The sequence below is a fragment of the Ramlibacter sp. G4-7 genome (assembly GCF_057784995.1).
Genome location: NZ_JBYNTT010000009.1, coordinates 39,837 through 52,063, shown reverse-complemented (window position 1 = coordinate 52,063; position 12,227 = coordinate 39,837). Strand labels below are relative to the sequence as shown.

Annotated in this window: 12 protein-coding genes; 5 read left to right on the top strand and 7 right to left on the bottom strand. The window is 71.9% G+C overall.

The genetic code is table 11. The annotated features are described in order from the left end of the window. The first annotated feature begins 2 nt into the window (after nucleotides 1-2). Complete coding sequence (gene kefC / locus AC3EGR_RS13855) at nucleotides 3-1,853, top strand: glutathione-regulated potassium-efflux system protein KefC (protein ID WP_488547073.1); 1,851 nt, start codon at nucleotides 3-5, stop codon at nucleotides 1,851-1,853. 9 nt (nucleotides 1,854-1,862) lie between these two features. Next, nucleotides 1,863-3,377 (top strand): ABC transporter permease/substrate-binding protein, encoded by a 1,515-nt coding sequence (locus AC3EGR_RS13850; protein ID WP_488547072.1) that lies wholly within the window; start codon nucleotides 1,863-1,865, stop codon nucleotides 3,375-3,377. Nucleotides 3,378-3,380: 3 nt separating this feature from the next. On the opposite strand, the gene AC3EGR_RS13845 is transcribed toward AC3EGR_RS13850, so the two are convergent. From AC3EGR_RS13845 to AC3EGR_RS13835, 3 genes are all read right to left on the bottom strand, one after another. Continuing rightward, on the bottom strand, nucleotides 3,381-4,904 hold the full coding sequence (locus AC3EGR_RS13845; RefSeq protein ID WP_488547071.1) for an MFS transporter: 1,524 nt from the start codon (nucleotides 4,902-4,904) through the stop codon (nucleotides 3,381-3,383). Between the two features lie 176 nt (nucleotides 4,905-5,080). Next, nucleotides 5,081-5,521 carry a DUF7673 family protein gene (locus AC3EGR_RS13840; RefSeq protein ID WP_488547070.1) on the bottom strand — a complete coding sequence of 147 codons (441 nt, stop codon included), beginning with the start codon at nucleotides 5,519-5,521 and terminating at the stop codon, nucleotides 5,081-5,083. Nucleotides 5,522-5,631: 110 nt separating this feature from the next. Then, nucleotides 5,632-6,519, bottom strand: a complete 888-nt coding sequence (locus tag AC3EGR_RS13835) for a cation diffusion facilitator family transporter (protein WP_488547069.1) — start codon at nucleotides 6,517-6,519, stop codon at nucleotides 5,632-5,634. On the opposite strand from AC3EGR_RS13835, the gene AC3EGR_RS13830 reads away from it, so the two are divergent. Then, nucleotides 6,514-6,726 (top strand): hypothetical protein, encoded by a 213-nt coding sequence (locus AC3EGR_RS13830; RefSeq protein ID WP_488547068.1) that lies wholly within the window; start codon nucleotides 6,514-6,516, stop codon nucleotides 6,724-6,726. The two genes, AC3EGR_RS13835 and AC3EGR_RS13830, sit on opposite strands and share 6 nt — an antisense overlap. Nucleotides 6,727-6,742: 16 nt before the next feature. Here the strand turns inward: AC3EGR_RS13830 and AC3EGR_RS13825 are convergent, their stop codons facing one another. Genes AC3EGR_RS13825 through AC3EGR_RS13815 form a run of 3 tightly spaced genes read right to left on the bottom strand, consistent with a single transcriptional unit; the run spans nucleotide 6,743 to nucleotide 8,987 of the window. Beyond that, nucleotides 6,743-7,564 (bottom strand): ABC transporter substrate-binding protein, encoded by an 822-nt coding sequence (locus tag AC3EGR_RS13825; RefSeq protein ID WP_488547067.1) that lies wholly within the window; start codon nucleotides 7,562-7,564, stop codon nucleotides 6,743-6,745. Further along, nucleotides 7,561-8,259 (bottom strand): ATP-binding cassette domain-containing protein, encoded by a 699-nt coding sequence (locus tag AC3EGR_RS13820; protein WP_488547066.1) that lies wholly within the window; start codon nucleotides 8,257-8,259, stop codon nucleotides 7,561-7,563. Before AC3EGR_RS13820 ends, AC3EGR_RS13825 begins: the two co-directional genes overlap by 4 nt. Then, on the bottom strand, nucleotides 8,256-8,987 hold the full coding sequence (locus AC3EGR_RS13815; RefSeq protein WP_488547065.1) for an ABC transporter permease: 732 nt from the start codon (nucleotides 8,985-8,987) through the stop codon (nucleotides 8,256-8,258). Before AC3EGR_RS13815 ends, AC3EGR_RS13820 begins: the two co-directional genes overlap by 4 nt. A gap of 102 nt (nucleotides 8,988-9,089) precedes the next feature. Between AC3EGR_RS13815 and AC3EGR_RS13810 the strand changes: the two genes are divergently transcribed. After that, complete coding sequence (locus tag AC3EGR_RS13810; RefSeq protein ID WP_488547064.1) at nucleotides 9,090-10,187, top strand: substrate-binding domain-containing protein; 1,098 nt, start codon at nucleotides 9,090-9,092, stop codon at nucleotides 10,185-10,187. A gap of 85 nt (nucleotides 10,188-10,272) precedes the next feature. On the opposite strand, the gene AC3EGR_RS13805 is transcribed toward AC3EGR_RS13810, so the two are convergent. After that, the gene (locus tag AC3EGR_RS13805) at nucleotides 10,273-11,535 is read right to left on the bottom strand and encodes an SUMF1/EgtB/PvdO family nonheme iron enzyme (protein WP_488547063.1); all 1,263 of its coding nucleotides are present in this window, start codon (nucleotides 11,533-11,535) and stop codon (nucleotides 10,273-10,275) included. Nucleotides 11,536-11,687: 152 nt separating this feature from the next. On the opposite strand from AC3EGR_RS13805, the gene AC3EGR_RS13800 reads away from it, so the two are divergent. Continuing rightward, the gene (locus tag AC3EGR_RS13800; protein ID WP_488547062.1) at nucleotides 11,688-12,227 is read left to right on the top strand and encodes a TRAP transporter small permease subunit; all 540 of its coding nucleotides are present in this window, start codon (nucleotides 11,688-11,690) and stop codon (nucleotides 12,225-12,227) included.

Below are 12,227 nucleotides of genomic sequence, written 5' to 3'. Positions count from 1 at the left end.
CCATGGAGCACGTCCCCGGCTGGCTGTCCAACAGCCTCATCTATCTCAGCGCCGCGGTCATCGCGGTGCCGCTGTCGCGCGCCGTCGGCCTCGGTTCCATCCTCGGCTACCTGGCCGCGGGCATTGCCATCGGCCCCTTCGGCTTCGGGCTGGTGCGCAACGTGGAAGACATCCTGCACTTCGCCGAGTTCGGCGTCGTGCTGATGCTGTTCCTGGTCGGCCTCGAACTGGAGCCGCGGCGGCTGTGGAGCCTGCGCCGGCCCATCTTCGGCTGGGGCAGCGTGCAGGTGCTCGGTTGCGCCGCCCTGCTGTTCGTCGTGGGTGTGCTCGCCGGTGCATCGTGGCGCGTCGCGCTGGTCGGCGGGCTGGGCCTGGCACTGTCGTCCACGGCGATCGCGCTGCAGGTGCTGGGCGAGCGCAACCTGCTGCCCACCAGCAGCGGGCAGGCGGGCTTTTCCATCCTGCTGTTCCAGGACGTCGCGGCCATCCCCATCCTGGCGCTGCTGCCGCTGCTCGCCGGCGCGGCACACGACGCGAGCGGTGACCAGCCGCTCTGGATCGCGGCGGCGCGCATCGTCGGCGTGATCGCCGCCGTCGTGCTGGGCGGCCGCCTGCTGCTGCGGCCCATCCTGCGCACGATCGCGCGCAGCCGCACGCCGGAGATCTTCACGGCGGCGGCCCTGCTCCTGGTGGTGGCCATCGCCGCGCTCATGCAACAGGTCGGCATGTCCATGGCCCTGGGCGCCTTCCTCGCCGGCGTGCTGCTGGCGGAGAGCGAATACCGGCGCGAGCTGGAGACCGACATCGAGCCGTTCAAGGGACTCCTGCTGGGCCTGTTCTTCATGGCGGTGGGCATGAGCGTCGACTTCCAGGCGCTGGCGCGGTCGCCGGTGGCCATGGCGCTGATCGTGCTCGCGCTCCTGGTGCTCAAGGGGATCGTGGTCTGGCTAATTGCCAGGCCCATGGGCATCCCGCTGCAGGAGCGGCCGGTGTTCACCGTGCTGCTGGCGCAGGGCGGCGAGTTCGCCTTCGTGGTGTTCCAGGCCGCGCGCACGGAAGGCGTGCTGGAAGCGGAGACCGCGTCGCTGCTGGTCGGCGCCGTCGCGGTGTCGATGCTGCTCGGTCCGCTGCTGCTGGTGGCCGCCGACCGCTGGCTGATGCCGCGCCTGGACGACGTGGCGCGCAAGACCCTGCCCGAGATCAGCGAGCCCCAGCATGCGCCGGTGATCATCGCGGGCTTCGGCCGCTACGGGCAGATGGTGGGGCGGCTGCTCAACGCCCAGGGCTTCGGCGCGACGGTGCTGGACCACGATGCGGACATGATCGAGGCGGCCCGCGCCTTCGGCTACAAGGTCTTCTATGGCGACGCCACCCGGCTGGACCTGCTGCGCACCGCCGGCGCGCACGACGCCCGGGTCTTCGTCGTGGCGGTGGACGACCGCGAGCAGTCGCTGCGCATCGTCGACCTGGTGCGCGAACACTTTCCCGAACTGCAGCTGGTCGCCCGGGCGCGCGACGTCACGCACTGGAACGAGCTGCGCGACCGCGGCGTCGAGCGGGTGGACCGCGAGGTGTTCGAGTCCAGCCTGCGCACCGGCCGGCGCGTGCTGGAGCTGCTAGGACAGCCGCCGGCGGAAGCACGCCGCCAGGCCATGCGTTTTCGCCGGCACAACTTCGAGCTGTTCGAGAAGATGTACCCGCATCACCGCGACCGCGCCAAGATGATCGCGGTGGTGAAGGCGGGCCGCCAGCAGCTCGAAGCGCAGATGGCGCGCGAGCGGGCGGATGCGGCGGACCGGCGCAAGGGGGGCGACGACCGCCTGCCCGGGTGGGACGCGCACAACGACGACTAGCAGCGCAGCATGCGGACCGCACGGTGCTTGTTCCTCGTCCTGGCCTGGCTGCTGTGCGCGGCGGCGGGCGCGGCCGAGCCGCTGGTGGTGGGCTCCAAGCGCTTCACCGAGAGCTACATCCTCGGGGCCCTCGTGCGCCAGGCCTTGCAGGATGCGGGCGTGGCCGCCACGCACCGCCAGGGCCTGGGAAACACCGCCGTGATGGAGCAGGCGCTGGCCACCGGCGGCATCGACCTCTATCCGGAGTACACCGGCACCATCGTGCGCGAGCTGCTCAAGCGCGACGAGGCGGCGCCGACGCTGGCGCAGGTCAACGCCTGGCTGAAGCCGCGCGGCCTCAAGGCGGCCGTGCCCCTGGGCTTCAACAACAGCTACGCGCTGGCCATGCGCGAGGACGACGCGGCCCGCCTGGGCATCGCCACGATCTCCGACCTCGCCCGCAGCCGCGCGCCGCTGCGCATGGGGATGTCGCACGAGTTCCTGGCACGCGCCGACGGCTGGCCGGCACTCAAGCGCGCGTACGCGCTCGCCTTCGATCCCGGCAAGGGGCTGGACCACGGCCTGGCCTACCAGGCGCTCGCCGCGAAGCAGGTGGACGTGGTGGACGCGTACACCACCGACGCGCAGATCGCGCGGCTGAAGCTGCGCGTGCTGCGCGACGACCGCAACTTCTTTCCCCGCTACGACGCCTTGCTGCTGATGCGCGACGGCGTGGACGAGCGCCCGCTCGCCGCCCTGGCCGGCCGCATCGACGACGACGCGATGCGCGCCATGAACGGCGCCGTGGAGATCGACGGCCGCTCCTTCGACGAGGTCGCCCGCGAGTTCCTGGCGCGCGGCAAGGGAGCCGCGGCGCCGCCGCCGGCCGCCAGCGCTCCCGCGCCGCGGGCCGGCTTCCTGGAGCGCCTGTTCGCGCCCGACCTGCCGCGGCTGCTGCGCGAACACCTCGTGCTGGTGTTCGCGTCGCTGGCGATGGCGGTGGCGATCGGCATCCCGGTGGGCGTGCTGGCCTGGCGTCGTCCCCGCCTGGCCGGCGTGCTGATGGGCGCGGTGGGCGTGGCGCAGACGGTGCCTTCGCTGGCGCTGCTCGCCTTCCTCATCGCCCTGGTGGGCAGCATCGGCTTCGTGCCCGCGCTGCTGGCGCTGGCGGTCTACGGGCTGCTGCCGGTGGTGCGCAACACCCATGCCGGCCTGGCATCCGTGCCGGTAGGCGTGCGCCAGTCGGCGCTGGCGCTGGGCCTGAGCGAAGGCCAGGTCCTGCGCAGCATCGAACTGCCGCTCGCCCTGCCCACCATCCTGGCCGGCATCAAGACGGCGGCCGTGTGGAACGTCGGGATGGCGACCGTGGCCACCTTCATAGGCGCGGGCGGGCTGGGCGAGCGCATCGTGGCCGGCCTCGCGGTCAACGACACGGCGACCATGCTGGCGGGCGCCGTGCCGGCAGCGGTGCTCGCGCTGCTGGTGCAGTGGCTGTTCGATGGGCTGGAGCGCTGGAGCGTGCGCGGACGCCCGCCGGCCGAATGAGGTTCAGGTGCGTGGATGCGCTTCCTCGCGCACCCAGGCAGCCGCGATCGCCGCACTCGCCACGGCCAGCGCCGCGCTGGCCAGCATGATCCAGCGGTAGCCGGCGACGAAGGCGTGCTGCACCGCCTCGCGCGCGGGCGCCGCGGCGGCGGGAAGCTGGATCGCCGCGAGCCGGTCGCGCTGCTGCCAGAGCGCGTCGGCGACGTCCGCCGGCAGCCCCGCCATCGCCTCGCGCAGGCGGCCCTGGAACACGCCGGCCATCAAGGCACCGAAGACGGCGATCGCGAGCACGCCCGCGACCCGCGACAGCGCGTTGTTGACGCCCGAGGCGGTCCCCGCATGCTCTTGCGGCACCGCGTTCATCACCGTCGCCGTGAGCGGCGCGACGACCACGGCCATGCCCAGCCCCAGCACCACGATGCCGGGCAGGAAGCCGGTCCAGTAACTGGCCTGCGTGCCCGGGACGGCCAGCAGCGCGAAGCCGCCCGCGGCGATGAGCGAGCCGATCACCAGCGCGCGTCGCGCCCCGCCGCGGTCGGCCAGGCCGCCCGCCCAGCGCGAGAGCGCGGACAGGATCGCCACGAAGGGCAGCAGTGCCGCGCCGGCCGCCGTGGCCGACAGGCCTTGCACCTGGATCAGGTTCAGCGGCAGGAAGAACAGCCCGCCGCCCAGCCCCGCGTAGAGAAGCAGCGTGAACAGGTTGGCACCCGCGAAGGTGCGCTGGCGCAGCCAGTCCAGGGGCAGCATGGGCGCCGCCTGCCGCCGCTCCACCAGGACGAATCCGGCCAGCGCGGCGAGCCCGAGGACCAGCGCGAGGAGCACGGGCGTCGCGCCCCAGCCTTGCACCGGGGCCTCGATGAAGAAGAAGACCACCCCGCCCAGTCCCAGCGTGGCGAGCGCGGCACCGGGCACGTCGAGCCGGGTGGCCGGGCCGCCGGGACGGCTCTCCGGAACGCGCAGCCAGGTCGCTGCGATCACGGCGGCCGCGAGCGGCACGTTCACGGCGAAGGCCCAGGCCCAGGAGAAGTGGTCGATCAGCCAGCCCCCCAGCAGCGGCCCCAGCGCGGACGTCACGCCGCTGAAGGCCGCCCAGGTGCCGAAGGCGCGGCCGCGCTCCTGCTCGGGGAAGAAGGCGCTGATCAGCGCGAGGCTGCCGGGCACCAGCATGGCCGCGCCCACGCCTTGCAGCGCCCGCCACGCGACCAGGTGGTGCACGTCCGGCGACAGCGCGCAGGCGAGCGAGGCGGCCGCGAAGAGCATCACGCCGAGGAGGAACACGCGCCGGCGTCCGAAGCGGTCGCCGAGCGCCCCACCGGCCAGCAGCAGCGCGGCGAGCAGCAAGGCATAGGACTCCACCACCCACTGCACCTGCGCCACGGTGGCGTGCAGGTCGCGCTGGAGCGCCGGCAGCGCCACGTTCACGACCGTGCCGTCCACGAACGCCAGGCTGGAGCCGAGGATGGAGGCGACCAGCACCCAGCGCTTCTGGAGCGCGGTGCAGTCGGCGGGCGTGCGGTATTCGCGCATCGGACGGCCCATCGTACGGAGGCTGGCGCGCCTGCGGGGCAGCGGGCGCGACGCCGGACCCGCGGCCTTGCTCATCCGTTGGCAACTGTTGCTGCGCGACTTTCCTTCCCCTGCGTCCGCCGGCCGGCGGGCAGGACGTCCACCCGTTCAGCGCACGGGGTCCGGCCGTCCGCCCCTCACACGCTGGCGCCGTTCCACTCCCGCAGCGCCCGGGCGACGCGGCGCGGGCCGCCCTCCACGTGCTCGGCCAGGTTCAGGCGGCCGTAGCGGAAGGCGTCCAGCACTTCCATCATGTCGTCGCCGACCGACTGCTCCAGTCCGCGCAGGGTGACCAGGGGCAGCGGCTTGTTGTTCCAGACGGCGGCGACGAAGGCCAGGATGTCGCGCCGGTGGCGCACGTCGCGCTCCTCGGCGCGGCGCAGCAGCCGGTCGAAGGCGGCCAGACCGAGTTCGGTCGCCTCGTGGGAGCTGATCTCCTCCTCCAGCATCCGGGCCCGTTCCAGCAGCGTGCCCTCGTGGTCGACGCGCATGCGGTCGCCGCTGCCGCAGACGAGCTGCACGCGGTTGATCCGGTCCAGGTTGGCTTGGTGCCGACGCTCGCGATCCGTCTTGCCCATGGCGATCCCCTTGCGTGCGGGCGCCGCGCCGCGGCGGCGTCTCCACGCTGTTGTACTGCATGAGCAGCCCGGCGTTAAGGGGAACTTCCCCTTGCACCGATGCCTTCGCTTCAGACGACGTGGTCGGGCGCCAACGCGCAAGCCTTGCCCGTGTTCGCCACCTCGATCTGCAAGGTGGCGTGGTGGATGCGGAAACGCTGCTCCAGCTCCCCGCAGGCGCCGCGCAGGAAGTCGTCACCGGGATGGCCCGCGGGCATCACCAGATGGACGGTGAGCGCGTTCTCGGAGGTGCTCATCGCCCAGATGTGCAGGTCGTGCACCTCCGCCACCCCCGGCAGGCGGGAGAGCAGCTCCCGCACCTCGCCGGTCTGGATGCCGGCCGGCACGGCCTGCAGCGCCAGGCCCAGCGACTGGCGCAGGAGGTCCCAGGAACCCCAGAGGATGACGGCGGAAACGGCCAGGGTCAGCGCCGGGTCCAGCCAGGTCCAGCCGGTGAAGAGGACGGCGACGCCGGCCAGCGCCACGGCCAGCGACACCGCCGCATCCGCGGCCATGTGCAGGTAGACGCCGCGCAGGTTCAGGTCGGTCTTGCCGCCGCGCATGAACAGCCAGGCGGTGAAGCCGTTGACCGCGACGCCGGCCAGCGCCACGGCGATCACCGTGCCGCCTGCCACCGGCCCGGGATCCGGCAGCCGCCGCAGTGCTTCCCAGCCCAGCCCGCCGGTCACGACCAGCAGCGCACCGGCGTTCAGCAGCGCCGCGAGAATCGAGCTGCCGCGCAGGCCATAGGTGAAGCGCTCGCTGGGGGGACGCCGGGCGAGCCCCGTCGCCAGCCACGCGAGCAGCAGGGCCAGCACGTCGCCAAGGTTGTGCACCGCGTCGGCCATGAGCGCCAGCGAGTTCGCCATCGCGCCGAACACCCACTCCGCGACGACGAAGCCGATGTTGAGCACGCAGCCGATGGCAAAGGCCTTGCCGAAGGAGGCGGGAGCGTGCACGTGGCCGTGGGCGGCGTGGCCGTGAGCGGCGTGGTCGTGCGCGTGGGGCGCGTGGGGCGCGTGGTCGTGGTCGTGGTCGTGGTGCGGGTGGTCGTGTCCGTGATCGCCGTGGTGGGCATGCGGGGGATGCCCGTGCGCGTCGTGTCCTGCTTTCATGCCCCGTATTGGAAACCCTCCAGCGGCGGAAAGGTCAAGGGGGATGGGTAAAACCGTGGCGCGTCGCTCAGTTCGCCGTGCCCGCATTGGGGAAGAACAACTGCTCGCCGCCGATCCTGTAGCTCGCGATCACCTGCTGGCCGGCCGGCGAGGTCACCCAGTCGATGAATTTCTGCGCCTGCGCCGCCTTCACGTGCGGGAACTTCTGCGGGCTGACGATCATGACGCCGTACTGGTTGAACAGGCGCCGGTCGCCCTCCACCAGCACCACCAGGTCGCCGCGGTTCCTGAAACCGAGCCAGGTGCCGCGGTCGGTGAGCACGTAGGCGTTGCTCGATGCGGCCATGTTCAGCGCGGGACCCATGCCGCACCCGCATTCCTGGTAGCCGCTGCCGCGGCTGGCCCGGCCTGCCTGCGTCCAGTAGCGCTTTTCCGCTGCGTCGGTGCCGCTCTTGTCTCCACGCGAGACGAAGGGCGCGTTGGCGGCGGCCACCTTCATCAGCGCCTCGACGATGTCCCGGCCCTTCGCGCCGGCGGGATCCGCCCGGGGCCCGACCAGGACGAAGTCGTTGTACATGACGGGATGGCGGCGCGGCGCGAAGCCCTCGGCCACGTACTTCTCCTCCGCGGCGCGGTCGTGCACGAAGAGCACGTCGGCGTCGCCGCGGCGGGCCATGTCGATGGCCTGGCCCGTGCCGACGGCCACCACCTTCACGGTGATGCCCGTGGCCCGGGCGAACGCCGGCAACAGGTGGTGGAACAGGCCCGATTGCTCGGTCGACGTGGTGGACGCCATCACCATGGTGGAGCCCTCGGCCGACGCGCCCGACGCGCCCGTCGCGGCGAACGCCAGGGCGGCGATGCAGGCGATGCGGCGGCTGAACTTCATCCCAGTTCTCCCTTCACGAACAGCTCGGCTTCGCGCGACGTCTGTCCCAGCGGGCCGTTGAAGAAGGCTTGCACGGGCAGGTCCGCGAGCACGCGGCCCTGCTCCATGTAGACGACGCGCGTGGCCAGGCGTTTCACCTGGCCCAGGTTGTGGCTGGCGAAGACCAGGGTCATGCCGGCGGCGGCGAAATCGGCCATGAGCGCCTCGACTTCGCGCTTGGCGTGCGGGTCGAGGCTGGCCGTGGGCTCGTCGAGCAGGAGCACCTGCGGCTGCAGCGCCCAGGCGCGCGCCAGCGCGAGCCGCTGCAGCTGGCCGCCCGAGAGCGTGCGCGCATTACGCAGCGCCTGCGCGCCGAGACCGACGCGGGCCAGCGCCTGCAAGGCCTGCTCCTTGGCCGCGCGCCAGCGCATGCCGCGCAGCCACAGCGCCAGGGCCACGTTGCTCAGGGCCGTCATGCGCAGCGCGAAGGGACGCTGGAACACCATGGCCTGGCGCATGGCGCCGTCGCGCAGCACCGAGCCGGCGCCGGGCCTGAGCAGCCCGTGCAGCACGCGCAGCAGCGTGCTCTTGCCGCTGCCGTTGGCGCCGATCAGGGCCACGCGCTCCCCGGCGGCGATGCGCAGGTCGATGCCTTGCAGGGCCGGCACGGCGCCGTAGTGCAGGTCGACGCCCTTGAGTTGCACCCAGCCGCTCACGCCGGCGCTCCGGTGAGCACCACGCCTTCGGCATGGGCGCCGCGCCAGCGGGTGAACAGCGCGATCAGCGCATTGAGCGCCAGCACCACGGCGAGCAGCACCAGCCCCAGGGCCAGCGCCAGCGGCAGGTCGCCCTTGCTGGTTTCCAGCGCGATGGCGGTGGTCATCACGCGCGTGAAGCCGTCGATGTTGCCGCCGACGATCATCACCGCGCCCACTTCCGAGATCGCGCGGCCGAAGCAGGCCAGCAGCACGGTGAGCAGCGCATAGCGTTCGTCGAAGGCCAGCAGCAGGCTGCGCAGCGCATTGCCGGCGCCCAGCGACTGCAGCTGTTCGCCGTTGGCGCGTTCGGCGTCCTCGACGGCCTGGCGGGTGAGCGCGGTGCACACCGGCACGACCAGCAGCACCTGGGCGAGCACCATCGCCTTGAAGGTGAAGAGCCAGCCGAGGAACCCGAGCGGCCCCGAGCGCGAGAGCAGCAGGTACACGACGAGGCCGACCACCACCGAAGGGACGGCCAGGAAGGTGTTGAGGAGCGTGACGACGGCCCCGCGTGCCGGGAAGCGCGCCACCCCGAGCCAGGCGCCGAGCGCGATGCCGAGGACGCAGCCGATGGCACAGGCGCTCGCGCTGACGGCTAGCGAGCGGGCGACGATGGAGACGAGGGCGGGATCCGCGCCCGCCACCAGCTCCAGTGCGCGCGCCAGGCTGTCCTGGAACGTGTTCATGGTGGGCGATGCTAAGGGCGCGCGCGTCGTCGCGCCCTCGGGTCTTGCGAGTTATGAACCCACCTGCATAGCGGCTCAGGACCCGCGCGGCATACTCGCTGCATGCGCAAAGTGGAACTCTCGTATGACTTCGGCCAGCGCCGGCAGGACGGCTGGGTGCGCAACGCACTCATCGACCTGCTGCATGCCGTGCAGGAAGAAGGTTCCATCTCCGCCGCGGCCAAGGTGCTGGGCTTGTCGTACCGGCACGTCTGGGGCGAGCTCAGGCGCTGGGAGCAGCAACTGGGCCATCCCCTGCTGCTGTGGGAAAAAGGCCAGCGCGCGCGGCTCGCGCCCTTCGGCGAGAAACTGCTGTGGGCGGAACGGCAGGCGCAGGCGCGGCTCGCACCGCAGATCGAGGCGCTGCATGCCGAACTCGAACGTGCGTTCGCCGTGGCGTTCGACGACACGGCCCAGGTGCTGACGCTGTTCGCCAGCCACGACGACGGGCTGTCGCTGCTGCGCGGCTACGCGGTGGAGGCGGCGCAACTGCACCTGGACGTGCGCTTCCTGGGCAGCGTGGACGCGATCGCCGCGCTGAACGCGGGACGCTGCACGCTCGCGGGCTTCCACAGCTCGGGGCAGCCCGGGCTGGGCAGCATCACCCAGCGCACCTACCAGCCGCTGCTGCAGCCCGGGCGGCACAAGCTGATCGGCTTTGCCGGACGCAGCCAGGGCCTGATGGTGGCGCCGGGCAATCCGCTGCGCCTGCAGTCCATGGGCGACGTCGCCCGCTGGCGCGCACGCTACGTGAACCGGCCCGCCGGCAGCGGGACGCGGCTGCTGTGCGACGAACTGCTGGCGCGCGATGCGATCGCGCCGAGCGACATCAGCGGCCATGGACGCGAGGAGCCTTCGCATGCCGCCGTCGCGCAGGCGGTGGCATCGGGCAGCGCCGACGCGGGCCTGGGGATCGAGGCCGCCGCGCGTTCGCGTGGCCTGGACTTCGTGCCGCTGCTGCAGGAGCGCTACTACCTGGTGTGCCTGAAGGAAGCGCTGGACGAGCCGCCGATCGCGGCCTTGCGCAAGCTGCTGCAGGGAAAGGCCTGGCAGCAGCAGCTGGCGGGGCTGGCGGGCTATGCGCCCTGGCGCAGCGGCGAGGTGTTGAGCCTGAAGGCGCAGCTGCCGTGGTGGGACCTGCCGCCGAAGAAGAAGGCCTGAGCCGCGGCGCGGGCGGTGGGGTGCGCGATGCTACCGTGCGCGGCGGGTGCCGCCCCACCTACATTGACAACCCCCGCACGCCGCCCTAGATGGCGCAGGTCCGGAACCCGACGAAGCCTTCGTCCCGCTCCGGCAAGGCCCAGGCCCGCGCCTTGGCCTGCCGCATGCGCGGGCGCGTGGCGAAGGATGCGCCGCGCAGCACGCGGGCGGCGCCGAACACGGTCTCCGCGTCCAGCTCCGCCTGCGGCGCCCACGCATCCCGGCGGAAACCGGCGAAGGGGCGCAGCGTGCCGGCGGTCCACTCGCGCACGTCGCCCCAGCGGAAGCCGCGACGCGATGCCTGCAGCGCGGCGATCTCCCACTCCGCTTCGGTGGGCAGGCGCCGGCCCGCCCAGCGCGCCCAGGCTTCGGCTTCCCACCAGCTCGCATGCATCGCGACCTGGCTCGCGCCCATGCGCGTGGGCTTGCCGAAGATGGTCTGCATGACCGCGCCGCTGGCCACGCCGATCTGCTCCACGTGGCGCGGACCGCGCCGGCCCTCGCCGGCCGCCTCGCGCTGCAGCCAGGTCCAGCCGCGCGGGTGCCACAGCTCCTCGCGGTCGTAGCCGCCGTCGGCGATGAACTCCACATACTGGGCCCAGCTCACCGGCTGGGCGTCGATGTCGAACTCGGGCACGTCGACCAGCTCGTGGCCGCGCTCGATGTCCAGCGCGAAGCCGCGGTCGTCGTCCCAGCCCAGCGGCCAGCGGGTCGCCGGCAACAGCAAGGGCGCGCGTGCCGCCGCACCGGCGGGCAGGTCCAGCCCGAGCGGCACGCCCAGGGTCTGGGCGATCGTCACCAGCTCCTCGCCGCGCAGGTCCTCGTGGAACAAGGCCATGCGGAAGAAATAGAGCGCGTCGTCCTCGTCGGGCGTGTGCTCCAGCAGTTCCAGCGTCGTCTCCACCGTGTCCAGCAGGTAGGCCTTGATCGCCTCGACGCCGGGCAGGCGCAGCTGCCAGCGCTCCTCGTGCGCCACCAGGCGCGGGTCGAACCATTCGTCCGCCTGCGGCTCGATCGAGGCGAGCCGCACGCCGTCGGCCGGACAGCGCGGCCCCAGAGAACGCTGCGGATTGCGCGCGATCCAGTATTCGGCAAGCCACGCGACATGGCCCGCGAGCCACAAGGGCGGCACGGTGTCCACCGAGACCGGCACGCGCAGGGACTCACCGAGCGCCTGCTCCAGGCGCCCCAGCAGTTGCAAGGTATAGTTCCGCGCGTCGAGCAGGGCAAGCGACAACATCTCCCGGCTGGCGCGCCGCCAGTCCTGTGCCACCTGCCCGCTCGCGGTGTTCCTTCCGCTCAATCGCATCTCCTGTCGTCCGCCCCCTGCGCGGCCGTCCGGTTCAGGGTAAACCCGAGGCGCTTTCGTCAGGGACGATTCAGCGCCTCAGGACTAGTATTAACGTTTCAAGGGGCCGTTGCAGGCCCCTGTTCGCATCCAGCCTCACGGAGAGTCACCCGGTGTCCGCACTCCTCAAGTTCGCCCTCGCCGTCGACTGGGTCAGCAAGCGTCTGGGCTGGGCCGCCTCGGTGGCCGTCCTGCTCACCGCGCTGATCTCCGCCGGCAACGCCTTCGTGCGCTACCTCCTGGACATCAGCTCCAACGGCTGGCTCGAGATCCAGTGGTACCTGTTCGCGGGCATCGTGATGCTGGGCGCCCCCATTGTGCTGGCACTCAACGAGCACGTGCGCGTGGACCTGTTCTATGGCCGCCTGAAGAACCGCGGGCCGGTCTACATCGACCTGTTCGGGCTGGTGTTCTTCCTGCTGCCGGTGATGGGCCTGCTCACCTACCTGTCCTGGCCGCTGCTGGTGAAGATGTACCTGACGCACGAGATGTCCAACAACGCGGGCGGCCTGGTGCGCTGGCCGGCGATGCTGATGCTGCCGCTCGGCTTCGGCCTCATGTTCCTGCAGGGCTTCTCCGAGATCATCAAGCGGCTGGCCTACCTCAAGGGCATCCACCAGATGGACACCCACTACGAGAAGCCGGTGCAGTAA

Excerpts from the sequence above, each read along its gene's own strand:
- kefC (WP_488547073.1), top strand. The coding sequence starts at position 3 with ATGGAGCACGTCCCCGGCTGGCTGTCCAACAGCCTCATCTATCTCAGC.
- AC3EGR_RS13815 (WP_488547065.1), bottom strand. The coding sequence starts at position 8,987 with ATGAACACGTTCCAGGACAGCCTGGCGCGCGCACTGGAGCTGGTGGCG.
- AC3EGR_RS13840 (WP_488547070.1), bottom strand. The coding sequence starts at position 5,521 with ATGGGCAAGACGGATCGCGAGCGTCGGCACCAAGCCAACCTGGACCGG.
- AC3EGR_RS13810 (WP_488547064.1), top strand. The coding sequence starts at position 9,090 with ATGCGCAAAGTGGAACTCTCGTATGACTTCGGCCAGCGCCGGCAGGAC.
- AC3EGR_RS13805 (WP_488547063.1), bottom strand. The coding sequence starts at position 11,535 with ATGCGATTGAGCGGAAGGAACACCGCGAGCGGGCAGGTGGCACAGGAC.
- AC3EGR_RS13845 (WP_488547071.1), bottom strand. The coding sequence starts at position 4,904 with ATGCGCGAATACCGCACGCCCGCCGACTGCACCGCGCTCCAGAAGCGC.
- AC3EGR_RS13850 (WP_488547072.1), top strand. The coding sequence starts at position 1,863 with ATGCGGACCGCACGGTGCTTGTTCCTCGTCCTGGCCTGGCTGCTGTGC.
- AC3EGR_RS13825 (WP_488547067.1), bottom strand. The coding sequence starts at position 7,564 with ATGAAGTTCAGCCGCCGCATCGCCTGCATCGCCGCCCTGGCGTTCGCC.